Genomic DNA, 22,301 nt, shown 5'->3' with positions numbered 1-22,301 from the left:
AAAGGAATAGCCAGAAACCGGTGGAATCAGGGTTAACGCTGGTATTGGACGACAGTCCTGTCTAGAATGCAAATTCATTTGTCGTATTCATTGATATGGTTGACGCATGAATTACACGTTGCGGCAGTTGCGGGTCTTCCTGGCGGTGGCCTCGCACGGCAGTTTCAGCCGCGCCGCCGACGCGGTCGGACTGACCCAGCCGGCGGTCAGCCGGGGCGTGGCCGAGCTGGAGGAGGCGCTCGGATTGCGGCTGCTGGACCGCACCACGCGTGAGGTGGTGCTGACCGATGCCGGCCAGGCGCTGGTGCCCGCGCTGGAACGGTTGCTCGGCCAGCTCGACGACACGCTGGAGGAGACGCGGCAGCTGGGCGAGCGCTACCGCGGCAGGGTGGTGATCGCCAGCGCCCCGACGATCTCGGCGCGGCTGATGCCGCTCTATGTGGCCGCCTGCGCCCGGCAATATCCGGAGGTCCGGCTGTCGGTGCGCGACAACGTGCAGGCGGACGGGCTCGAGCAGATCCGTGCCGGCGCGGTCGATTTCGGCGTGCTGATCGACCCGCTGGCCAGCGAAGGGCTGGAAACCGTGCCGCTGGGCACCGATCCGTTCTGCTTTGTCTGCCGCGACGACGATCCGTTGGCAAAACGCGACACGGTGTCGTGGTCCGCGCTCGATGGCGTACCGCTGGTGCTGCTGGATTTCGCCTCCGGCAGCCGCCCGCTGATCGATCGCGTGTTCGCGATGCATGGCGTGACGCCGCGCGTCGTGCAGGAGCTGGGCCACTCGGCCAGCGTGTTCGGCATGGTGCAGGCCGGCATCGGCGCGTCGGTGCTGCCGTCGTTCTCGCTGCCGCTGCCGGCCGCGTCGAATCTGGTCTGGCGTCCGCTGGTGCCGCAGGAGCAGCGGCGCATCGTGATGGTCCGCCGCGAGGACCGCTCGCTGTCACCGGCGGCGGCGGCGGTGTGGGAGATGGTCAGGACGATGCCGATTCCGGCGGCTTGAGGTTTGCTGGCGGGCGGCGGGAAACCACCCCTCTCCCCCGAGGGGGAGAGGGAGAACACAATCGGGGACGGCTGGCGGCGCTGGTTTTCTCCCCTCTCCCGCGTGCGCGATGTACAGAAGGGAGGGAGAACACAATCGGGGACGGCTGGCGACGCCGGTTTTCGCCCCTCTCCCGCTTGCGGGAGAGGGGCGGGGGAGAGGGCAGCGGCGGCCGTCATGCCACCGCCGCCGCCATCGCCCTCAATCCTCCTCAATCCCCCATCGCGACCCCTTCCCGCCGCGGATCGGCGCCGCCGAACCACATCGGCTTGCCGTTGACGCGCACGCGCATGATGCCCTGCAGGCCCGAGGTCTGGTCCATTACGCGCACGTCATGCCCGCGCGCCTTCAGCCCTTCGACCAAGGCGTCCGACACCCGCCCCTTCTCCAGCTCGGTCGGGCCGTTGCGCGAGCCCACGTTCGGCAGCGAGATCGCCTGCTGCACGTTGAGCCCCCAGTCCAGCGTGCCGACCAGCGTCTTGGCCACGTAGTTGATGATGGCCGAGCCGCCGGGCGAGCCGGCGGTCATCACCAGCTCGCGGGTTTGCCGGTCGAACACCAGCGTCGGCGCCATCGACGAGCGCGGCCGCTTGCCCGGCTGCACGCGGTTGGCGACCGGCTTGCCGTCTTCCTCGGCGACGAAGGAGAAGTCAGTCAGCTGATTGTTCAGCAGGAAGCCGCGCACCATCTGGCGCGAGCCGAACTGGTCCTCGATCGTGGTGGTCATCGACAGCGCATTGCCGTAGCGGTCGACCACCGAGATGTGCGAGGTCGACGGAAATTCCGGCGCGCGGTCGCGGCCCAGCGCCACCGTGGCGCCGGCCGGCGTGCCGGCGCTGGCCTTGCCCATGCTGCGCTCGCCGATCAGCACGGCGCGGCTGGCGAGATAGCGCGGATCGACCAGGCTGCGCCAGTCGCCGCCGGGCAGCGGCACGAAGTCGGTATCGGCGACGTACTGATTGCGGTCGGCGTAGGCCAGCCGGCCGGCCTCGGCGAACAGATGCGCGCCCTCGACCGAGGGCTCCAGTCCGACGTCATTGCGCTGAGGCCTGGCCGCCGCGATCTGCCGCGCCGGCGGCAGCGCCTGCAGGATGCCCAGCATCTGCGCGACCGCGATGCCGCCCGACGACGGCGGCGGCATGCCGCAGACGGTCCAGCGGCGATAGTCGGTGCAGATCGGCTGCCGCACCTTCGGCCGGTAGTCGGCGATGTCCCTGGCGGTCAGCAAGCCGGGATTGGTCGGATGCGAGCGGACCTTGGCGGCGATATCGCGGGCGACATCGCCGCGGTAGAAGGCATCGGCGCCGCGTGCGGCGACGCTGCGCAGCACCGCTGCCAGCTCGGGATTGCGCAGCACGGTGCCAGCGGCCTTGGGCGTGCCGTCGGCGTTGTAGAAGTAGGCGCGCGCGGTCGGATCCTTCATCAGGTCCTGGTCCTGCGCGATGATCGTCGCCAGCCGCGGGCTGATCGCGAAGCCCTGCTCGGCGAGCCGGATCGCCGGCTCGAACAGCCGCCGCCAGGGCAGCTTGCCGTGCTGCCGATGCGCGAGCTCGAGCATCCGCAGCACGCCGGGCGCGCCGACCGAGCGGCCGCCGACCAGCCCCTGGCGGAACGGCATCACCTTGCCGTCCGGGCCGTAGAACAGCCGCTCGGTGGCCGCCGCGGGCGCGGTCTCGCGGCCGTCGTAGGCCTGCACCTGCTTGCCGTCGAAATGCATCAGGAAGGCGCCGCCGCCGATGCCGGACGAATTCGGTTCGACCAGATTGAGCACCATCTGCGTGGCGATCGCCGCATCGATCGCGGTGCCGCCGGCCTTCAGCATGTCGTAGCCGGCCTGGGTGGCGAGCGGATTGGCGGCGGCCACCATGAACGAGCTGGCGGTCCAGCCTGGCTTGTCGGTCCAGCCGGAGGCGCCTTCGGGCGCCGGGGGAAGGGCGGTGGTGCCCGGGGCGGGGGTGCTGGCGGCGGGGGTGGCCGGGGCCGGCGCCGCCGTGGTGCCGGCGTCCTTGCCGCCCTGCGGGGCCGCGCAGGCCGCCAGCAGCAGCGCGGCCAGCGTGCCGGCCAGCCTGGCCGTCGGTGACCATCCGTTGACGGCGGCGGTGGAAAGGAACGGCGGAACCGGCGAACGTGGCGGCATGCTGCACTCCCTTTGAGGCCTATGAGGTACAGCGATTGTAGTCACTGCTGCCCATCGCCGTGCCATGGACAGCACAATCGGCCTCGCGCTGCCGTTTGTCGGCGGCCGTCAAGGGCGGCCGGGCCGCCGGGCCGCCATTGTACGGAGAGTGCCGGCTTACTTCGGTTGCATCCGGATCGCGCCATCGAGCCGGATCACCTCGCCGTTGAGCATGGTGTTGCCGATGATCGCCTGCACCAGTTGCGCGTACTCCGCCGGGCGGCCCAGCCGCGGCGGGAACGGCACCATCTTGCCGAGCGCATCCTGCACCTCCTGCGGCATGCCGAGCAGCATCGGCGTCTCGAAGATGCCGGGGGCGATCGTCATGCAGCGCACGCCATCGCGCGACAGATCGCGCGCCACCGCCAGCGTCATGCCGACCACGCCGCCTTTCGATGCGGCGTAGGCGGCCTGGCCGATCTGGCCGTCGAAGGCGGCCACCGAGGCGGTGTTGACGATGATGCCGCGCTCGCCGCCATCGTCCGGGGTGTTCTGCACCATCGCCGCGGCGGCCAGCCGGATCATGTTGAAGGTGCCGATCAGGTTGATGCGGATGGTCTTCTCGAAGGCGTCCAGCGGATGCGGGCCATTCTTGCCGACGGTCTTGTTGGCGGTCGCGATGCCGGCACAGTTGATCAGCCCCGCCAGCCGTCCCAGGCCCACCGCGGCATCGACGACGGCCTGGCCGTCGGCTTCCGAGGTCACGTCGCAGCGGACGAAGCGGCCGCCCAGCTCTTCGGCCAGCGCGGTGCCGGCGGCCTCGTTCAGGTCCGCGATGACGACCTTGCCGCCCTGTTCGGCCAGCATGCGGGCCGTGCCCGCGCCCAGGCCGGAAGCGCCGCCGGTGACGATGAATACGTTGTCTCGGATCTGCATCGATTGTCTCCTCGGGGTTGGCAGCGCCGGTCGACACCGCGCCGGCGCATGAAGATGAAGAACGAACGGCGAATATAACGTTTACGTAAACGTCAAGCATTGCGCCGTATTGTAAAGGCCCGCGCGGCGCGCCGATAGCGCTCACGAGAATCGTAAGCCCGCAACCATTCGCGCCAGATGTCAGGACCCCATCTGGCTAGAGTGCGCTCACGTCACACCTCGGGAGTCCCGCCGTGAGCGAGTTCCATGCTGGCTGGATGCGCAGCCGCCCATCGACGCCAACGCTGGATGGGGCCGAGCCTGGGCTCCATTGCGGGCCCCACCGCGGGCTCCACTGCGCCCGGAAGGCGGTGCACTGGACGCCGGGCGCCGGTGCCATCCGACTCGATCTGGCCGAGCCGCAGGGAACATTCGGCGCCGTGCGGCAGTTCATCCGCGATCTGCGCGTGGGCCGGCCAACCTTGCGGCTGGATACGACGGGCATCTCGCTGATGTCTTCCGCCGTGCAGGAGGCCGAGCCGCTGTTCGAGGCGGCCGACGCGATTTCTCCGGACCTGGTCCAGGCCAGCGACGTACTGCCGGCGGGCGACGCGGTCCTTGGCGTGGTCGACCTGGTCAGGACGGCGGCTGGCAAGGTCCGGACCGCGCAACAGCTCCGCGCCTCGGAGCCGGGCTACCGCCGCGCGGTCGCCGCGCTGGCTCGAACGCGCCTGCCGGAACACGTCGAGCGGCGCAAGACCGCGCTGAAGGCGGCGCGCCATTGGATCAGCGCCTGCCTGTCAACCCCGGCCCGGCACGATGGCACGCCGGCACCGGCCCTTGCCGCACACCGGCTGCCGCGGCACGGCGCCGCCTATCTTCCCGACACGTTCCGCCAGGCGCTGACCGCCGGCAACGGCGATGCCGTCGCGCTGGGACAGGCCGCCATGGACGTGATCGACCGCGAACTCGCCTTGATCGACGGGCAACGCGACGCCATGCTGCGGCAACATGGCGCCGATCTTCTTGGCCACGACGCCGTCACGCGAAGCGATCGTCGCGCCACGCGGCGACTGCGCGGCAGTGCCATTGCCTGCCTCCGCGACAGCAGCCTGCAGGCGCTGCGCGTCGGCTACGAAACCAGTCCGATCCCGGCGTCCGGGTGGGAGGCGCCGCTGGATCTCGGGCTGATTCCCGGCGACATGCTGTCGCTCGGCCTCGGCGCGGCGATTGGCCTGGCCCAGGTCGGTTGCGGGATCGGCGAACTGGCGGAGGCGCGGCGGCATGATGCCACGCTGCGGAAGGTGGACGCGGCGATCCGCGACAATCTGCGCCGACTGTCGGCCGATCCCGTGCGGCGCAGGCGGCTGCAATCGCCCGCCGCGACCGAGGCGCTGCACTGGTTCGCCCGCGGACAACGTCGCTGGCGCGAGCGTGCGCGCGGGCTGGCGCGCCGGGCCGCTGTCCGCATTGCCTATGGCGTCGGCACCGTGCTGCTGTCGGGCGCCGGCATGGCAACGATGGTGGTAGCCGGCACGGCGGCACTGGCGACCCCGGCAGCGCCGCTGCTGGTCGCGCTCGGCGGTGTGCTCGGCGGCGCCTGGTTCCTGTTCACGTTGATCCGCATCGCGATGCGGTTCGCACGCCGCCGTGCCGATATGTGGGAGCGCGAACGGTTGGCACACGCGATCCGAAGCGGCGCCGCGCGTGGCCTGTGCGCGGACACGCTGGCCCAGTGCAGCCTGGCGCAGCTCGAGGCCTTGCGGCACGCAAGCCAGGCGCTGTCCGGCAATCGCCATTGGCAGGCCGCCGTGCTGGCGCGACGGTTGCTGATCGACGATCCAGCCGGCAACACCGCTGGCAACTCCGCCGGCAAGATCGCCGGAAAGGCTGCCCGGCTCGAGGCCTCGGCCCTGCTGCAGGCACTGGGCATGTCCAGGATGTCCACCACGCTGCTGAAACACGCCGGCTTCGAGCTGGCCTATCGCACGATCTTCCATCATCTGCATGGCGATGGCGCGCAGGCGGCCTGGCACGACGGGACCTTTCATCGCGTGCAGGCATCCGGCGTGGCGCGCGTGCCCGCGACCGGCGGCTGACCTCGTGCAACGGCAATGAAAAAGGCGGCCAATGGCCGCCTTTGCGCTTTCCCGATCGGGCAGGGCTTCGGTGACTTACTTCAGCGCCTCGAACACGCGCGCCGTGATTTCGTCGACCGAACCGACGCCGCTGATCTTGCGATACTGCGGCGGCGCGACGCTCGCGCCAGGCGCGCCCTTGGCGGCCCAGTCCGAGTAGTAGTCGACCAGCGGACGGGTTTGCTGCGCGTAGACATCGAGACGTTTGCGCACGGTCTCTTCCTTGTCGTCGTCGCGCTGGATCAGCGGCTCGCCGGTTTCGTCGTCGACGCCGGGGGTCTTGGGCGGGTTGTACTTCAGGTGATAGGTACGGCCCGAGGCGGCATGCACACGGCGGCCGCTCATCCGTTCGATGATCGCGTCGAACGGCACGTCGATTTCCAGCACGTAGTCGATCGGCACGCCGGCTTCCTTCATCGCCTCGGCTTGCGGAATCGTGCGCGGAAAGCCGTCGAACAGATAGCCGTTGCGGCAATCGTCCTGCTTCAGGCGGTCCTTGACCAGGCCGATGATGATGTCGTCGGAGACCAGACCGCCCGCGTCCATCACCTTCTTCGCCTCGATGCCCAGCGCAGTGCCGGCCTTGACCGCGGCGCGCAGCATGTCGCCTGTGGAGATCTGCGGGATGCCGAACTTCTCGCAGATGAACTTGGCTTGCGTGCCTTTGCCGGCGCCGGGGGCGCCCAACAGGATCAAACGCATTTACGGGTCCTCAGAGTTTTGAATCCGGTATGGCGGGGGAATGGAAGGAGGGTAACGCCGAAACTTGACGTGTGGCTTACCGCGCGATGGTCAGGCACGCAGGCGCCGCCATGGCTGGTGACCGGCGCGGTCCGCATGCGGTTCGCATGGGCGCAAGCCGGACGGCTCATTCTTCATCTCCCCACCGAGCTTGCGTCGTCGCCCGCATTGACGGCGACAGCGGCTCTTTATTGGCGAGCATTATGCCACGAGGCAGCCGGGAATCGGCCTGCCGCGGCGGTCAACGGTGTGTAAACCGGAGCGGGCGAATGGCCCGCTCCGTGCGGGATTGCGCCGGTCTGCGCTCAGCGGCCGATGGGCGCCGAGGTCTCGGACCACACCGCGCGCACGCGCTCCAGATCCGCGGGCGTATCGACGCCTGGGGCAGGCGCGGCGTCGGTGGCGAGCACCGCGATGCGTTCGCCATGCCACATCGCACGCAGCTGTTCGAGCGCTTCGGTCTGCTCGACCGGCGCGGCGGCCAGCGCCGGAAAGCGGCGCAGGAAGCCGGCGCGATAGGCGTACAGGCCGATATGGCGCAGCACCGGCATGTCGGGCAGCGGCACCTGCGCGCTGGCGGCAGGGGCCGACGGCACGCCGGACCAGGCATCGCGCGCCCAGGGAATCGGCGCGCGCGAGAAATACAGCGCCCGGCCGGCGCTGTCGCACACGACCTTGACCACATTGGGATTGAAGACCTCGCCGATCTCGTGCAGCGGATGGGCAGCCGTGGCGATCGCGCAGTCGGGATGCGCGGCCAGATGCCCGGCCACCGCGTCGATCAGCGCCGGCGCGATCAGCGGTTCGTCGCCTTGCACGTTGACCACGATCGCATCGTCGTCCAGCGACAGCAGCGTGGCGACCTCGGACAGCCGGTCGGTGCCGGTGGCATGGTCGGTGCGCGTCAGCAGCGCTTCGATGCCATGCTCGGCGCAGGCGGCACGCACGCTGTCCGCATCGGTGGCGACCACGGTGCGCCGTGCCGACGAGGTGCGGGCGCGCTCGGCGACGCGCACGATCATCGGCTTGCCGGCGATATCGGCCAGCGGCTTGTTGGGAAGACGCGTCGACGCGAGCCGCGCGGGAATGACGACGGTGAAATCGGCGAGCGACATCGAGCCAGGCCTCAGGTCGGATCGATGGCGCGGCCCGGTACCGACTGGCGGGCCTCGTCGGCCAGCATCACCGGAATGCCGTCGCGGATCGGATAGGCCAGCTTGTCGGCATGGCAGATCAGTTCCTGCGCGGCGCGGTCGTATTCGAGCTTGCCCTTGCACAGCGGGCAAACCAGGATTTCAAGCAGCCGGTTGTCCATCTTGGTGTTCCTTGGTGTGGCTGGCCGCGGCGGCAGCGGCGCCGGTGGCCGCGGTCGGCGCTGCCTGGCAGCGCGCGATGACCGTGCGGCGAATTCGATCGATCAGGCCCGGATCGATCACGGGCCTGGTGGGGACGACCCAGATGCGCGGGTCGAGCGGCTCGCGAAGCCGGTCGCATTTTACGGCATCCTTCTCGGTGATCAGGATCGCCTCGGCCGCCTGCGCGGCCGGATGGTCGACGAACGGGTCCTCGGCGAAATCGTAGTGGTCCGGCAGCGGCAGCGTATCGGGCTGCAGGCCCGCGCCGCGCAGGCTGGCGAAGAAGCGTTCGGGGTTGCCGATGCCCGCCGCGGCCAGCACGCGCCGTCCCGCGAAGGTCGACAGCGGCCGCACCATGGTCGGGTCGGCGAGCTGCCAGGCCTGTTCGAGCTCGAGCCGCATGCCGTAGACCTCGGGCCGGTCCGGCGTCGCGCGGAAATATGGATCGTTGATCAGCGTGGCATCGCGGCGCCGCGACAGCGGCTCGCGCAGCGGGCCCGCCGGCAGCAGCCAGCCATTGCCGCCCATGCGGCCGTCGAACATCACGATCTCGAAGTCGCGCTGCAAGCGGTAATGCTGCAGGCCGTCGTCGAGCAGCAGCACGTTGATGCCCGGATGCGAGACCAGCATCGCCTGCGCGCAGGCCACGCGGTCCGGAAAGACCCAGACCGGCACGTCGGTCGAGCGCGCGATCAGCAGCGGTTCGTCGCCGACGTCCTCGGCCTTCGAGGTCGCCTTGACGCGGCGCGGCCGCTCCAGCTTGACGCCATAGCCGCGCGACACCACGCCGGGACGCAGCCCGGCCTCGCACAGCGCGTCGGCCAGCGCGATCACCGCCGGCGTCTTGCCGGTGCCGCCCACCGTCACGTTGCCGACCACGACCACCGGCATTGGCAGCCGCGTCGACTTGAACCAGCCGCGCCGGTACGCCAGCCGCCGCAGGGCGCTGATCGCACCGAACACGCCGGCGAACGGCAGCATCAGCCAGGCAAACCAGCCGCGGCGTTGCCACTGGCGGGTAACGAAGTCGGACAGCAGATGGCGGGGAGCGGGCATGGGCAGAAGGAGAGCGGTTTTCGCCAGAGTCTATCGTGTCGCGGTGGGGCGGCATGGTAGTGCGCCCCTGTCCCGCTTGCGGGACAGAGGTTGGGGAAGGGGGCAAGCGGCACTTGCCGTGTCACCGCTGCTTGACGCCACCCCTTCTCCCCGACCCTCTCCCCTGAGGGGAGAGGGAGAACGCAATCGAACCTGACTGGCGCTGGTCGGAGGCCGGCGCCTACCGCGTCCCGCCGCTCTGCGTCGCGAACGTCAGCCGCGACAGCCCGGCAATCCGCGCGGCTTCCATCACGTTGACCACCGACTGGTGGCTGGCCTGCGCATCGGCGCTGACGACCAGTACCGGCGCCTGCGCCGCCGCGGTGCCGGCCAGCGCGCGCAGCCGCTCGGTCAGGCCGGCGACGTCGCGCACGCCGACACGTTCCTTGTCGATCGCGTATTCGCCGCTGGCCGACACCGACACCACGATTTCGCGCGGCCGCTGCTGCGAACTTTCCGCCTCGGCGGTCGGCAGCTGGATGCGCAGCTCGGTGTAGCGCGAATAGGTAGTCGTGATCATCAGGAAGATCAGGATCACCAGCAGCACGTCGATCAGCGGGATCAGATTGATCTCGGGCTCGTCGCGCCTGGCACGGGTACGGAATCGCATGGCCTGCATCCGCCTTCAAGCGCGCCGCTGCGGCAGGATCGCGTCGAGGAACGTGGCCGCGCGCGATTCCAGCTCGGCCACGTAGTCGTCGACGCGCCGGCGGAAATAGCGCCAGAAGATCAGCGCCGGGATCGCGACCATCAGGCCGAAGGCGGTGTTGTACAGCGCCACCGAGATGCCGTGCGCCAGTTGTTCGGGATTGGCGCCGGTGCCGCCCTGGCTGCCGAAGATCTCGATCATGCCGATCACGGTGCCGAGCAGACCCATCAGTGGCGCGACCGAAGCGATCGTGCCCAGGGCATTCAGATAGCGTTCGAGCTCGTGCGCGACCGCGCGGCCGGCTTCCTCGACCGCGTCCTTGGCGGCGTCGCGCGACGTGTCGGGCTGGGCGATCACGTGCCGCAGTCCGGCTGCCAGCACGCGGCCCAGCGGCGAATCGCGTTCGAGCGAATCGACCACGTCCGGCGTCGCGCGCCGTTGCCGCGCGACCGTCAGCGCCTGGTCGTACAGCCTGGCCGGCAGCACCTTGCTGCGCTTCAGGCTCAGCGAACGTTCGACGATCAAGGCCAGCGCAATGACAGAGGCCGCCAGCAACGGCCAGATTGGCCAACCGGCCGCTTCAATGATGGAAAACACAAGGACACCCCGAGTCGCCGGCGCAAAGGGAAGGGACTGTGGCAGGCCGGCGTAAAAAAACAGGCGCCACTCTAACGCGCGGTCCCCGGCGCGGCAAGCCGACAGGGCGGACGCGATCCACTTTCAGACATGTCCACACCCGACAGGGACAGTGCTGTGGATCGATTGTGGAAAGCGGGCGGACAGGCGTGCCAAGTCCTTGATTGCAAAGGGCGAACACCGTCCTGCTTAAAAAATGGGCAGAAGGGCCGGCAGGCCCGGCAGGCCGTCGGACACGCCGGTAACGGCGCATCGCCGTCATTGCGTCGCGCGGCTTTCCACACCGCAGCGGGACAGGATTGTGGAACAGGTGTGGAAAGACGCCTGACAAGCGCCCCAAGTCCTTGATCCACAAGCGATTATCTTGGGCTGCCTAAAAATTGTGCAACCGTGTCCAAACGGCTCGCCGCGTCGGTATCGAGCAACGGAAATCCAAAAGTCGACCTCTTTCCACATCCCAGCGGGACAGCGTTGTGGAGCGCCTGTGGATAAGCCCGGGAGAAGCGGGACAAGGGCTTGATCTGTAAGGCAATTCCCCGGGCTGCCTAAAAAAGCGGCAATGCCGCAAGCTGCCAGAGGCGTCGCTTTCCCGTTCACGTGGTTTGCATTTCGGTGCGCGCGCGACGTTTCGTCCACCGCGCTGCGTGTGCGCCCGCACGGTCGGTGTTACCGCGCTGTAGTTGTCCAGAGTTCCTGTGGATAACTTTGTGAACAAGCTGGTGTGGACAAATGGTAAGTGATTGACGCGTAAGAGAAATTCTTACATTGCTTAAAAAGTGATGTCCGGGAAAGTCATTAAGAATCAAAGGCTTGTGTCAAGCCCCACGAAACACGGGCCGTTTCAGGCACCCTACAGCGAAGGGCTTGACAGAGCGGTTATGCTGTGGACATGTCCATCTGACGCCGCTTCGGAGGCGATTTGCCATGTCTGAACCATTCTCGTTTCCGCCTTCGCCAGTCACCCGGACGGCACCCGGCGGGCGCGAAGTGATCCCGGTCGGCGAACTGAACCATGCGATCGCATCGGTACTCGAACGCAACTTTCCGTTGGCCTGGGTGCGCGGAGAAATTTCCAACCTGACGCGCGCGTCGAGCGGGCACTGGTATTTCTCGCTGAAGGATGCGCGTGCGCAGATCCGCTGCGTGATGTTTCGCGGACGAAACCAGCATGTCGACTTTCCGGTGCGCGAAGGCGAGGCCGTCGAAGTGCGTGCGCTGGTGTCGATGTACGAGGCGCGCGGCGAGGTCCAGCTCAATGTCGAAGCGATGCGGCGCGCCGGCGTCGGCAATCTGTACGAGGCCTTTCTGCGGCTGAAGGACAAGCTCGCACGCGATGGTCTGTTCGATCCCGCACGCAAGCGTCCGATTCCGTCCCATCCGCACACGATCGGTGTCGTCACGTCGTTGCAGGCCGCGGCGCTGCGCGATGTGCTGACGACCTTGCGCCGGCGCGCGCCGCATATCCAGGTGCTGGTCTATCCGGTGCCGGTGCAGGGCGCGGGCGCCGCCGACAAGATCGCGGCGATGCTCGACACGGTCAGCGCGCGGGCCGAGTGCGACGTGGTGATCCTGTGCCGCGGCGGCGGCAGCATCGAGGACCTGTGGTCGTTCAACGAGGAAGTGGTTGCCCATGCCGTCGCCCGCTGCACGCTGCCGGTGGTCTGCGGCGTCGGCCACGAAACCGACTTCACCATTGCCGACTTCGTCGCCGACGTGCGCGCGCCGACGCCGACCGGCGCGGCGGAGCTGGTCAGCCCGGATCGCGCGCATCTGCTGGCGCAGGCCGCGCGTGCGCGCGACGCGCTCGGCCAATGCATGCGCCGCCAGCTCGAGCGGCGCGCCCAACATCTGGACTGGCTGGCGCGGCGCGTGCGCAGCCCGCAGGCGCAACTGCAGGAGCGGCGCGGACAGCTCGACAACCTCGCGCGACATCTGCGCGCGGCATGGCGCGACAACCTGGTGGCGCGCCGCCATCGGCTGCAGCTGTGGTCGATGCGCTGGCGCGCGCAACGTCCCGACGCAAGCGCAGGGCAAGCGGAACTTGCCCGACTGGTGACACGGATGCACGCCGCCAGCGAACGCCAGCACGAACGTGCCGCGCAGCGCCTGCATCGCGCCGCCGGTGCGCTCGAACTGCTGGCGCCGCAACGCACGCTCGAACGCGGCTATGCAGTGCTGCTGGACCCGCGCGGCAAGGCGCTGCGGGCCCCTTCGGAGTTGCGCGCCGGCGGCCGCCTCGAGGTCCATCTGGCCGAGGGCGTGGCCGATATCGGCATCGCCAGCGTGCAGGCCAAACTGCTCGATCTATAGGGCCTTCGGCAGGCGCCTGCGTGGGCCCATCGACGCGCGCCGCATCGTCGCGGCATCGGTTGCGAAACGGGGCCGCAGGGCCCGCCCGGCGGGGGGCCGTGGCCGCATACTGCCGCGCCCCGAAGGGGCTTTGCCGCTCGTTTGCGCCACTATGGCAAGTCACCTACAATCGGTGTCTCCCGTCCCACAACCCACAGAGACAGAACAATGGAACATACTCTCCCCCCGCTGCCGTACCCCCATGATGCGCTGGCCCCGCATATGTCCAAGGAGACCTTGGAGTTCCATCACGACAAGCATCATCAGACGTACGTCACCAATCTGAACAATCTGATCAAGGGCACGGAATTCGAGAACGCGACCCTCGAAGAGATCGTCAAGAAGTCCTCCGGCGGCATCTTCAACAACGCCGCCCAGGTGTGGAACCACACCTTCTTCTGGAACTGCCTGAAGCCGCAAGGCGGCGGTCAGCCGACCGGCCCGCTGGCCGACGCGATCAACGCCAAGTGGGGCTCGTTCGACAAGTTCAAGGAAGAGTTCACCAAGACCGCGGTCGGTACCTTCGGTTCGGGCTGGGCCTGGCTGGTCAAGAAGGCCGACGGTTCGCTGGACCTGGTGTCGACCTCGAACGCCGCCACCCCGCTGACCACCGACGCCAAGCCGCTGCTGACCTGCGACGTGTGGGAGCACGCCTACTACATCGACTACCGCAATGCCCGTCCGAAGTTCGTCGAGGCATTCTGGAACGTCGTGAACTGGGACTTCGTCAGCAAGAACTTCGCTGGCTGATCGACGACAGCGCGACTGTCCTTCGACGTGGCAAGGCCCTCCAACTGGAGGGCCTTGTTTTTTGCTGGACGCCGTTCGACGACGGCGCTGTGGTTGCCGCGAAAGCGGGAATCCAGCGTCTTCGAAAGCCACTGGGTCCCCGCCTTCGGGGGACGACATGCCTGGGTCAGTTCAGGCTCGCGCCCGACTGCTTGACGATGCGCGCGTGCTTGTCCAGCTCGCTCTGGAAGAACGGCGCCGCCTGCTCCGGCGTGCTGCCGATGATCACCAGGCCCTGCGCGGCCAGATTCTGCTGCACCGGCTTTTCATCGAGCGCGGCCTTGATCCTTGCCTGCAGGTCGGCCGCCTTGTCCTTCGCCAGGCCGGCCGGGCCGACGATCGCCAGCCAGGCGTCGAAGCTGTAGCGGGGCAGGCCGGACTCGGCCAGCGACGGCACGTCGGGCAGCATCGGAATGCGTTTCGGCGTCGATACCGCGATGGCCTTGAGCTTGCCGGCCTTCAGCTGCGGCAGCACGGCGGGCACCGTCAGGAAACCCATCTGCACCTGTCCGCCGAGCAGGTCGGTGGTGTAGTTGCCGGCGCCCTTGTACGGCACGTGGCGGACCTGGACCTTGGCCTCGCTGGCGAACAGTTCCGCGGCCAGATGCAGCACGGTGCCGTTGCCGGACGAGCCGTAGTTCAGCTGGTCGGGCTTGCTCCTGAGCAGCGCGATCAGCTCCTGCACGTTGTTGGCCGGCACCGAGGGATTGACCACCAGCACCAGCGGCAGCGTGCCGATCACCGTGATCGGCGTGATGTCGCGCAGCGAGTCGAACGGCATCGCGCGGTAGATCGCGGGATTGATCACGTGGTTCGACGACACCAGGCCCAGCGTCAGCCCGTCCTTGGGCGCGCGCACGATCTGCTGCGTGCCCGGGATGCCGCCGGCGCCGGCGATGTTCTCGATCACGATCGGATGGCCGAGCTGGCGGCCCATCGATTCGCTGAGCGCACGCGCCACCGCGTCGGCCTGCGAGCCCGGCTGGGTCGGCACGATCAGCCGCAGCGGCTTGCCGTCGGCCGATTGCGCGCTGGCCGGCGCGGCCACCGACGCGGCGGCGATCGTCAGGGCCACGGTCAGCGCAGCGGTGCGGCGAAGGGGAAGGAAGGCGTGGCGCAGGCGGCCGACGGTGCGAAGGATGAGGGGCATGCTGTCTCCGTTGTCGCGTGGCGGGAACCTGTCGACGGTTCCTCTGCGCGCCAGTCTAGAGCGGCCAGCCTGCGGGAAAGAAATGCTGTTGCGACGGACCGGGTATCGCGTTCCGCGATATCGGTCCACAGAACGCCATCGGGGGCAACGGAAGTCAGCCGCGCTCGGACGTCAGCCGCCCTCGGAAGTCAGCCGCCCTCGGAAGTCAGCCGCCCTCGGACGGCCCCGCCGGCGGCTCGGCCCGCAACGCCGCGATCAGCGCTTCCACCGCCCGCAGCCGCGGCGTCTTGCGCGGCGCGTAGACGCGCAGTTCGCGCTGCCGCCACGGCTCGTCCAGCGGCACGCGCACGAAGCCGCGTGTGCCGGCATAGGCCGTGGTCGCGCTATGCGGAATCACCGCCAGGCCCAGCCCCGCCTCGACCATCCGGCAGGCGGCCTCGAAGCTCGACACCGCCACGCTTTGCCGCATCGGCAGGCCCGCTTCGGCGGCGCGATCGCGCAGCTCGGTATCGAGCGCCCCGCCTTGCTGCACGATCACCAGCGGATAGTGCAGGACCTCGGCGTAGCGCAGTCCCGTGCGCGCCGCCAGCGCATGGCCGGCCGGCAGCAGCACCATCAGCGGGTCCTGCGCGAAGTGCCACGATTCGAGCCCGCGCGCGCCGTCGATCGCCACGCCGACGCCGACGTCGGCATGATCGGCGAGGCAGGCGCGCAGCGTCTCGCTGGTGGAGCGCTCGTGCAACGCGATATCGACGTGCGGATGGCTGGCGCGGAAGGCGTGCAGCCGCTCGGGCAGGAAGCCGACGATCGACGACGGGCTGGCCGACAGACGCACGGTGCCGGCCACCTGATCGCCGAGGTCCTGCACCTCGCGGGCGAACGCGGCGATGTCCTCGTTCAGCTTGCGGCCCAGTTCGAGCGCACGCACGCCGGCCTCGGTCAGCGCCACGCCGGATGGCGAGCGCACCAGCAGCGTCACGCCCAGGCTGCGTTCAAGGTCGGCGATCCGGCGGCTCAGCGCCGATTGCGCGATGTGTTCGGTTTCCGCGGCGCGCTTGATGGAACCCTCCCGCGCGGCGGCGAGAAAAAGTTGGATGCTGACGGGGTCGATGCGGTGCATGAGCGGTGTATGGAAGCGGGGCTTCGTATCGGACGGCCGGCGCAAGTGTCCCGCAAAACGGCCGCGTGGGACAAGGCGACCGGCCCGGCACGGCATTGTCTGCCGGGCCTGACCGCAGGTTTACCCGGATATCTCTGCCGCAGATAGCCCCGATGCCGCATCGGCGCTTGGCCGTCGCGCGGCGCAGCGCGTAGATTCGGTGATTTTCGGCACTACGTACTGTGCTGGTGCTTACCGACAAGACCGGAGAAGACCCCGATGGACCGCCTGCAGATCGATGGCCGCATTCTGTTTCTTGCCGATTGCCCGCGGACCATCGAACGGCAGTTGCGCGGCGAGGTGCTGACGCTGGAGCAGGCCGGCGCGCTGCGCGACGATGTCTCGACCGACGAGATCACGCCGGTACCGATCCTGACCCATTTCGACGACAAGCTCGGGCGCTATCCCTATACCGGCTTTCGCGCGGGGGGCGCCCAGCCGATCGGCGCCGATGCGATCCGGCAGGGCGGCTTCGCCGTGACCGTCGCCGGCAACCGCTACGGCAAGGGCTCGTCGCGCGAGCACAGCCCGGCGGCCGAGAAGCTGGCCGGCATCCGGCTGGTGATTGCCCGCAGCTTCGAGCGGATCTACCGGCAGAACGCCGACAATATCGGCCTGCTGACATCGACCGACTTCGGCCTGATTCCCCGGCTGCAGGCTGGCGAGGCGATTCCCCTCGAGGAACTGCTGGCCGGCCGCGATGCACTGGCGGCGCAGATCCTGCGCGAGGGCGGCCTGCTGCGCTTCGGCCAGCGGCATCTGCGGGGCCTCGCCGGAGACGGCGCGCCAGCGGTGCGGCCCACGCAGCCAACGCAGCCGGCCGCGGATCGGCCGCGCACGCTGTTCGAGAAGATCGTCGCCCGCCATGCGATCGCGACCGAAGTCACGCCGGCCGAACCCGCTCCGGGCGACGGCATCTTCGTGCGAGCCGACTGGCGCTTCATCCACGAGTACTACACCGGCATGGCGGCCCATATGCTGCATGCCGCGCTGGGCCGGCCGCTGGCATTGCACGCGCCCGAGCGCGTCGTCGTGTTCGAGGACCACACCTCGTATGTCGAGCAAAGCCCGGCCCATCTGCGCGGCGGCCTGGTGCGGAACGTCATGCAGATGCGCGACGCCCAGCGGCGTTTCGTCGCGGACTACGCGCTGCGCGTCCATCGGACGTTGACCGAGGACGAGGCGCTGCGCGACGACGGCAGCAATGTCGCCGGCATCTCGCACGCGATGATGGCCGAGCATTACGCGCTGCCGGGGCAGCTGGTGGTCGGTACCGACTCGCACACGCCGCACAGCGGCGCGCTCGGCTGCGTGGCGTTCGGCGTGGGCACGACCGACATGGCCAACGCCTTCGTGACCGGCGCGGTCCGCATGACCTTGCCCGCTTCGTTGCGCGTCGTCCTCGACGGCGCGCTGCCGGCCGGCGTCACGGCCAAGGACGTGGTGCTGCATCTGCTGGCCTTGCCGGCGATCCGCGGCGGCACGGGCGTCGGCAAGGTGTTCGAGTTCACCGGTCCGGTGGTGTCGGCGCTGTCGACCGACGAGCGGGCGACGCTGACCAATATGTGCGCCGAGCTCGGCGGCTTCACCGGCATCGTCGCGCCCGATGCGGAGACGGTGCGCTTCCTGAAGGACCGGCGCGGCATCGATTTCACGGTCGAGCCGTGGATGCATAGCGACGACGGCGCCGACTATGCCGCGACGATCCACGTCGATTGCAGCGGCCTTGCGCCGATGGTGGCGCGGCCGGGCGATCCCGGCAACGGCCTGGCGCTGTCCGATCTGAACGAGCCGGTACGGATCGACATCGCCTACGGCGGCTCGTGCACGGCCGGCAAGCGCGAGGACTTCGATCACTATCATGCGGTGCTGCGCTGGGCCGCCGAGCGCGGGCTGCGGGTGCCGGCCGGCGTCACGCTGTATCTGCAGTTCGGCACGACGGCGGTGCGCGACTACTGCATCGCGCAGGGCTATCTGGAGGCGTTCGACGCGGTCGGCGCGACGATCCTGCAGCCTTCCTGCGGCGCCTGCGCGAACTGCGGGCCGGGTTCGTCGACGGCGGCCGAGCAGGTCACGGTCAGCTCGATCAATCGCAATTTCCCGGGCCGTTCGGGGCCAGGGCAGGTGTGGCTGGCCAGCCCGCCGACGGTGGCGGCCAGCGCGATTGCGGGGCGGCTGCTGTCGTTCGATGATTTGCGGGCGCAGTTCGGCTAGCCGCGGCGCACGGGGTCGCGGCGCACGGCGTAACAGGCCGCCTCCAATCGCCGACAAACACGGTCGTCCCCGCGAAGGCGGAGACCCAGTGGCGTTGAAAGACGCTGGGTTCCCGCGTTCGCGGGAACGACCATCTTGGGCCTCAGGGCATCCGCATCAGGCCGCCACGCGCTGGCCGTCGGCAACAACGCCACCGCGATAACGCGCCATCAGCTCGGCGCGCCGCTGCGCCGCCTTGCGCATGCTCGCTTCCTTGACCGGCCCGAAGCCGCGGATATCGTCGGGCAGGTTGGCAAGGGCCAGGGCGGTGTCGAAACGATCGGCATCCAGGCTGCGCGCGAACTCGTCGACCATCGCCAGATACTCGTCCACCAGCCGCCGTTCCTCGCGGCGCTCGGCCGTGCGCCCGAAGGGGTCGAGCGGCGTGCCACGCAGTCCCTTGAGTTTTGCCAGCAGCTTGAACAGCGTCATCGTACGCGGGCCGAAGCGACGCTTGACCGGGCGTCCGTTGCGCGTCTCGCCCGACAGCAGCGGCGGCGCCAGCCAGAAGTTCAGCTGATAGTCGCGGCCGGGCTCGCCGTCGAACTGCGCGCGCAGCTTGTCGAGGAAGGCCGGATCGGCGTACAGCCGCGCGACCTCGTATTCGTCCTTGTAGGCCATCAGCTTGGCCAGGTTGCGCGCAACGGCCCCGGTCAGCGGCAGCTTGCGGTCGGCGCCGAGCGCCAGCTCCGCCTGCCGTACCTTGTCGACGGCGGCCAGATAGCGCGCGGCATAGGCGTCGTTCTGGTAGGCGCGCAGCAGCGCGGCGCGGTCCTGGATCAACCGGTCGAGCGTCTGCGGAAGCGCCAGCACCTGCGTCGATGCCGCCCCGGTCTGGCGCGAAACGTTGCCGCTGCCGCCGAGCGCCGCGCTTACCGCCGTCTCGCCTCGATGCGCCAGCGCGCGGCCCCAGCCGAAGGCCAGCAGGTTCTTCTGCACGGCGACGCCGTTCAGCGTGATCGCGCGCGTCAGCGCCGCCAGCGACAGCGGCACCCAGCCGCGCTGCCACGCGAAGCCAAGCAGCAGCGGATTGGCGAAGATCGCATCGCCAAGCAGCCTGACGGCCCATGCGTTCGCGTCGAGGAAGGCGCAAGCCTCGCCGACGTTGTCGCGCAGGTCCTGCTCGGCCGAGGCGCCGGGGAAGCGCCATTTCGGGTTGGCAATCAGATCGGCGGTCGGCGTGCGCGCGCTGTTGATGGCCGCGGCGGTCACGTCGCGCCGGACCTTGGACAGCACCTCGGCCGAGGCCGACACGATCGCATCGCAGCCGATCACCAGCCGCGCCTCGCCGGTGGCGACGCGCGTGGCATGCAGCCCCTGCGGCGTGGCGGCGATCTGCACATGGCTGAGCACCGCGCCGCCCTTCTGCGCGAGGCCTGCCATGTCGAGCACCGTGACGCCCTTGCCTTCGAGATGCGGGGCCATGCCGAGGATGCCGCCGATCGTCACCACGCCGGTGCCGCCCACGCCGGTCACGACGATGCCGTAGGCCCGTTCCAGCGCCGGCAGCGTCGGCAAGGGCAGGGCGTCCAGATCGATCGCGTCCGACTTTCCACCCGGGGTTCCGGCGGCCGCCGGCTTGCGCACCTGCGCACCCTCGGCCGTCACGAAGCTCGGACAGAAGCCGTTCAGGCACGAGAAGTCCTTGTTGCACGACGACTGGTTGATCTTGCGCTTGGTGCCCAGCTCGGTTTCCAGCGGTTCGACCGACAGGCAGTTCGACTGCACCGAGCAGTCGCCGCAGCCTTCGCAGACCGCGTCGTGGATGAAGGCGCGCCGCGCCGGATCGGGATAGTCGCCGCGCTTGCGCCGGCGGCGCTTCTCGGTCGCGCAGGTCTGGTCGTAGATCAGCACGGTGACGCCCGGCGTGTCGCGCAGGCGCCGCTGCACGTCGTCGAGCTGGTCGCGGTGATGCACGGCGATGCCGACTGGCAGCCCGCCGCCGCCGGCGTACTTGTCGGGTTCGTCGGTGACGACGACGATCTCGCGCGCGCCTTCGGCCAGCACCTGATGCGCGATGCGCGGCACGGTCAGCACGCCGTCGACCGGCTGGCCGCCGGTCATCGCCACCGCGTCGTTGAACAGCACCTTGTAGGTGATATTGGCCTTCGCCGCGATCGCCGCGCGGATCGCCAGCAGCCCCGAATGGAAGTAGGTGCCGTCGCCCAGATTGACGAACACGTGCTTCTCGTCGGTGAAGTGCATCTGGCCGGTCCACGCCACGCCTTCGCCGCCCATCTGGCTGAAGGTGTCGGTATTGCGGTCCATCCACATCGCCATGTAGTGGCAGCCGATGCCGGCCAGCGCGCGCGAGCCCTCGGGCACGCGCGTCGACGTGTTGTGCGGGCAGCCCGAGCAGAACCAGGGCTTGCGCTCGACCGACAGCCGCGGGCGCGACGCGTCGCGCTCCTTGGCCTCGATCAGCGCGACGCGCGCCGCGATGCGCGCGCGCACGTCGTCGGGCAGCGCGGCCTTGTCGAGCCGGCGCGCGATCGCCTTGGCGATGATCGCCGGCGACAGCTCGTAGTGCGCGGGCAGCAGCCAGCTGCCGCGCGGCACCGACCATTCGCCGCCCTCGTTGTCGCGCTCGTCGAACTTGCCGAACACGCGCGGGCGCACGTCGTCGCGCCAGTTGTACAGCTCTTCCTTCAACGCGTATTCGAGGATCTGGCGCTTTTCCTCGACCACCAGGATCTCGTCGAGACCGGTGGCGAACTCGCGCGCGTCCTGCGCGTCGAGCGGCCACACGCAGCCGACCTTCATCACGCGGATGCCGATGCAGGCGCAGGTGTCATCGTCCAGGCCGAGGTCGGCCAGTGCCTGACGCACATCGAGATAGGCCTTGCCCGCGGTCATGATGCCGAAGCGCGCCCGCGGCGAATCGACGACCACGCGGTTCAGCCTGTTGGCGCGCACATAGGCCAGCGCCGCGTACCACTTGTGGTCCAGCAGCCGCGCTTCCTGCGCCAGCGGCGGATCGGGCCAGCGGATATTGAGCCCGCCCTCGGGCATCGTGAAATCCTGCGGCAACACCACCTGGACGCGGTCCGGGTCGATCTCGACCGAGGCGCTCGACTCGACCACGTCGGTGACGCACTTCATCGCCACCCACAGGCCCGAATAGCGGCTCATCGCCCAGCCATGCAGGCCATAGTCCAGGTATTCCTGCACGGTGGACGGGTACAGCACCGGAATGCCGGCGGCGATCAGCACGTGCTCCGACTGGTGCGCGACCGAGGAGGACTTGGCGGCATGGTCGTCGCCGGCCAGCAGCAGCACGCCGCCATGGGGCGCGGAGCCGGCGGAGTTGGCGTGCTTGAGCACGTCGATCGAGCGGTCGACGCCCGGTCCCTTGCCGTACCACATCGAGAACACGCCGTCGCGCTTCGCCCCCGGGAACAGGTTGACCTGCTGCGTGCCCCAGACCGCGGTGGCCGCCAGGTCCTCGTTCAGCCCGGGCTGGAACACCACGTCGCTGCCCGCCAGATGGGCCTTCGCCTGCCACAGCGCCTGGTCCAGCCCGCCCAGCGGCGAGCCGCGGTAGCCGGACACATAGCCGGCGGTATTGAGCCCGGCCGCGCGGTCGCGCGCCTTCTGCAGCATCGGCAGGCGCACCAGCGCCTGGGTGCCGCTCAGATAGACGCGGCCCTTGTCCACGGTGTACTTGTCGTCGAGGCTGACGTTGGCCAGCGCGTCGGCGAGGGCCTGTTGCTGCGCGGGCGAGAGCGGGCTGTTCATGGGGGTGTCTCCGGCTGATGGCGATATCTCGCCGGCGAGGTCGGGCGGTATCGTTCGGTATGCGGTTCGGTGCGCGCATTCGATCTGCGGGTCTGCGCGTTCTGGTATGCCGAACGAGTGTAGGAAAGCGCTTCGCTATCGTAAAATCACAAATTCAGAGCGCTGATATTTGGAAATCG

General features: G+C 69.0%; 16 protein-coding genes. 5 read left to right on the top strand and 11 right to left on the bottom strand.

Features of this window, described 5'->3' with window-relative positions:
* Positions 1-106: 106 nt before the first annotated feature.
* Entirely contained in the window at positions 107-1,000 is an 894-nt protein-coding gene (locus tag FOB47_RS21080) for a LysR family transcriptional regulator (protein WP_053822323.1), read from the top strand.
* Positions 1,001-1,250: 250 nt separating this feature from the next.
* On the opposite strand, the gene ggt is transcribed toward FOB47_RS21080, so the two are convergent.
* The gene (ggt, locus tag FOB47_RS21075) at positions 1,251-3,176 is read right to left on the bottom strand and encodes a gamma-glutamyltransferase (protein WP_174782033.1); all 1,926 of its coding nucleotides are present in this window, start codon (positions 3,174-3,176) and stop codon (positions 1,251-1,253) included.
* A 156-nt stretch (positions 3,177-3,332) separates the two neighbouring features.
* Positions 3,333-4,091 (bottom strand): 3-hydroxyacyl-CoA dehydrogenase, encoded by a 759-nt coding sequence (locus tag FOB47_RS21070; protein WP_174782032.1) that lies wholly within the window; start codon positions 4,089-4,091, stop codon positions 3,333-3,335.
* Between the two features lie 350 nt (positions 4,092-4,441).
* Between FOB47_RS21070 and FOB47_RS21065 the strand changes: the two genes are divergently transcribed.
* Positions 4,442-6,169: a hypothetical protein gene (locus FOB47_RS21065; protein ID WP_174782031.1), complete on the top strand. Its 1,728-nt coding sequence runs from the start codon at positions 4,442-4,444 to the stop codon at positions 6,167-6,169.
* Positions 6,170-6,244: 75 nt separating this feature from the next.
* Here the strand turns inward: FOB47_RS21065 and adk are convergent, their stop codons facing one another.
* The 6 genes from adk to FOB47_RS21035 form a co-directional block, all read right to left on the bottom strand.
* Positions 6,245-6,910 (bottom strand): adenylate kinase, encoded by a 666-nt coding sequence (gene adk / locus FOB47_RS21060; protein WP_053822320.1) that lies wholly within the window; start codon positions 6,908-6,910, stop codon positions 6,245-6,247.
* Between the two features lie 344 nt (positions 6,911-7,254).
* A complete protein-coding gene (gene kdsB, locus FOB47_RS21055) occupies positions 7,255-8,064 on the bottom strand; it encodes a 3-deoxy-manno-octulosonate cytidylyltransferase (protein WP_174782030.1) in 810 nt (269 codons plus the stop codon).
* An 11-nt stretch (positions 8,065-8,075) separates the two neighbouring features.
* The gene (locus FOB47_RS21050; RefSeq protein WP_006579104.1) at positions 8,076-8,264 is read right to left on the bottom strand and encodes a Trm112 family protein; all 189 of its coding nucleotides are present in this window, start codon (positions 8,262-8,264) and stop codon (positions 8,076-8,078) included.
* Complete coding sequence (gene lpxK, locus FOB47_RS21045; RefSeq protein WP_174782029.1) at positions 8,245-9,360, bottom strand: tetraacyldisaccharide 4'-kinase; 1,116 nt, start codon at positions 9,358-9,360, stop codon at positions 8,245-8,247. Before lpxK ends, FOB47_RS21050 begins: the two co-directional genes overlap by 20 nt.
* Positions 9,361-9,580: 220 nt before the next feature.
* Positions 9,581-10,009, bottom strand: coding sequence for an ExbD/TolR family protein (locus FOB47_RS21040; protein ID WP_174782028.1), 429 nt, complete (start codon positions 10,007-10,009; stop codon positions 9,581-9,583).
* A 15-nt stretch (positions 10,010-10,024) separates the two neighbouring features.
* Complete coding sequence (locus FOB47_RS21035) at positions 10,025-10,645, bottom strand: MotA/TolQ/ExbB proton channel family protein (RefSeq protein WP_174782027.1); 621 nt, start codon at positions 10,643-10,645, stop codon at positions 10,025-10,027.
* 963 nt (positions 10,646-11,608) lie between these two features.
* On the opposite strand from FOB47_RS21035, the gene xseA reads away from it, so the two are divergent.
* Both xseA and FOB47_RS21025 read left to right on the top strand, forming a co-directional pair.
* Positions 11,609-12,994 (top strand): exodeoxyribonuclease VII large subunit, encoded by a 1,386-nt coding sequence (gene xseA / locus FOB47_RS21030; RefSeq protein WP_174782026.1) that lies wholly within the window; start codon positions 11,609-11,611, stop codon positions 12,992-12,994.
* Positions 12,995-13,201: 207 nt separating this feature from the next.
* On the top strand, positions 13,202-13,783 hold the full coding sequence (locus tag FOB47_RS21025) for a superoxide dismutase (protein WP_053822315.1): 582 nt from the start codon (positions 13,202-13,204) through the stop codon (positions 13,781-13,783).
* A 166-nt stretch (positions 13,784-13,949) separates the two neighbouring features.
* On the opposite strand, the gene FOB47_RS21020 is transcribed toward FOB47_RS21025, so the two are convergent.
* Both FOB47_RS21020 and FOB47_RS21015 read right to left on the bottom strand, forming a co-directional pair.
* Positions 13,950-14,972 (bottom strand): tripartite tricarboxylate transporter substrate binding protein, encoded by a 1,023-nt coding sequence (locus FOB47_RS21020; protein ID WP_174782025.1) that lies wholly within the window; start codon positions 14,970-14,972, stop codon positions 13,950-13,952.
* Positions 14,973-15,177: 205 nt separating this feature from the next.
* Entirely contained in the window at positions 15,178-16,092 is a 915-nt protein-coding gene (locus FOB47_RS21015; protein ID WP_174782024.1) for a LysR family transcriptional regulator, read from the bottom strand.
* A gap of 258 nt (positions 16,093-16,350) precedes the next feature.
* Here FOB47_RS21015 and FOB47_RS21010 point away from each other — a divergent pair, with 258 nt between their 5' ends.
* Complete coding sequence (locus FOB47_RS21010; protein ID WP_174782023.1) at positions 16,351-18,345, top strand: aconitase family protein; 1,995 nt, start codon at positions 16,351-16,353, stop codon at positions 18,343-18,345.
* Positions 18,346-18,501: 156 nt separating this feature from the next.
* On the opposite strand, the gene FOB47_RS21005 is transcribed toward FOB47_RS21010, so the two are convergent.
* Entirely contained in the window at positions 18,502-22,122 is a 3,621-nt protein-coding gene (locus tag FOB47_RS21005; protein WP_174782022.1) for an indolepyruvate ferredoxin oxidoreductase family protein, read from the bottom strand.
* Positions 22,123-22,301 lie beyond the last annotated feature (179 nt).

Source organism: Cupriavidus gilardii, assembly GCF_013347325.1.
Classification (GTDB): domain Bacteria; phylum Pseudomonadota; class Gammaproteobacteria; order Burkholderiales; family Burkholderiaceae; genus Cupriavidus; species Cupriavidus gilardii.
Note: the sequence above shows the minus strand (reverse complement) of the source record. Positions and strands in the feature narration are given on the sequence as shown.

Coding starts and splice junctions, on each gene's coding strand:
- FOB47_RS21080 (WP_053822323.1), top strand. CDS start 107: ATGAATTACACGTTGCGGCAGTTGCGGGTCTTCCTGGCGGTGGCCTCG.
- ggt (WP_174782033.1), bottom strand. CDS start 3,176: ATGCCGCCACGTTCGCCGGTTCCGCCGTTCCTTTCCACCGCCGCCGTC.
- FOB47_RS21070 (WP_174782032.1), bottom strand. CDS start 4,091: ATGCAGATCCGAGACAACGTATTCATCGTCACCGGCGGCGCTTCCGGC.
- adk (WP_053822320.1), bottom strand. CDS start 6,910: ATGCGTTTGATCCTGTTGGGCGCCCCCGGCGCCGGCAAAGGCACGCAA.
- kdsB (WP_174782030.1), bottom strand. CDS start 8,064: ATGTCGCTCGCCGATTTCACCGTCGTCATTCCCGCGCGGCTCGCGTCG.
- FOB47_RS21050 (WP_006579104.1), bottom strand. CDS start 8,264: ATGGACAACCGGCTGCTTGAAATCCTGGTTTGCCCGCTGTGCAAGGGC.
- lpxK (WP_174782029.1), bottom strand. CDS start 9,360: ATGCCCGCTCCCCGCCATCTGCTGTCCGACTTCGTTACCCGCCAGTGG.
- FOB47_RS21040 (WP_174782028.1), bottom strand. CDS start 10,009: ATGCGATTCCGTACCCGTGCCAGGCGCGACGAGCCCGAGATCAATCTG.
- xseA (WP_174782026.1), top strand. CDS start 11,609: ATGTCTGAACCATTCTCGTTTCCGCCTTCGCCAGTCACCCGGACGGCA.
- FOB47_RS21025 (WP_053822315.1), top strand. CDS start 13,202: ATGGAACATACTCTCCCCCCGCTGCCGTACCCCCATGATGCGCTGGCC.
- FOB47_RS21020 (WP_174782025.1), bottom strand. CDS start 14,972: ATGCCCCTCATCCTTCGCACCGTCGGCCGCCTGCGCCACGCCTTCCTT.
- FOB47_RS21015 (WP_174782024.1), bottom strand. CDS start 16,092: ATGCACCGCATCGACCCCGTCAGCATCCAACTTTTTCTCGCCGCCGCG.
- FOB47_RS21010 (WP_174782023.1), top strand. CDS start 16,351: ATGGACCGCCTGCAGATCGATGGCCGCATTCTGTTTCTTGCCGATTGC.
- FOB47_RS21005 (WP_174782022.1), bottom strand. CDS start 22,122: ATGAACAGCCCGCTCTCGCCCGCGCAGCAACAGGCCCTCGCCGACGCG.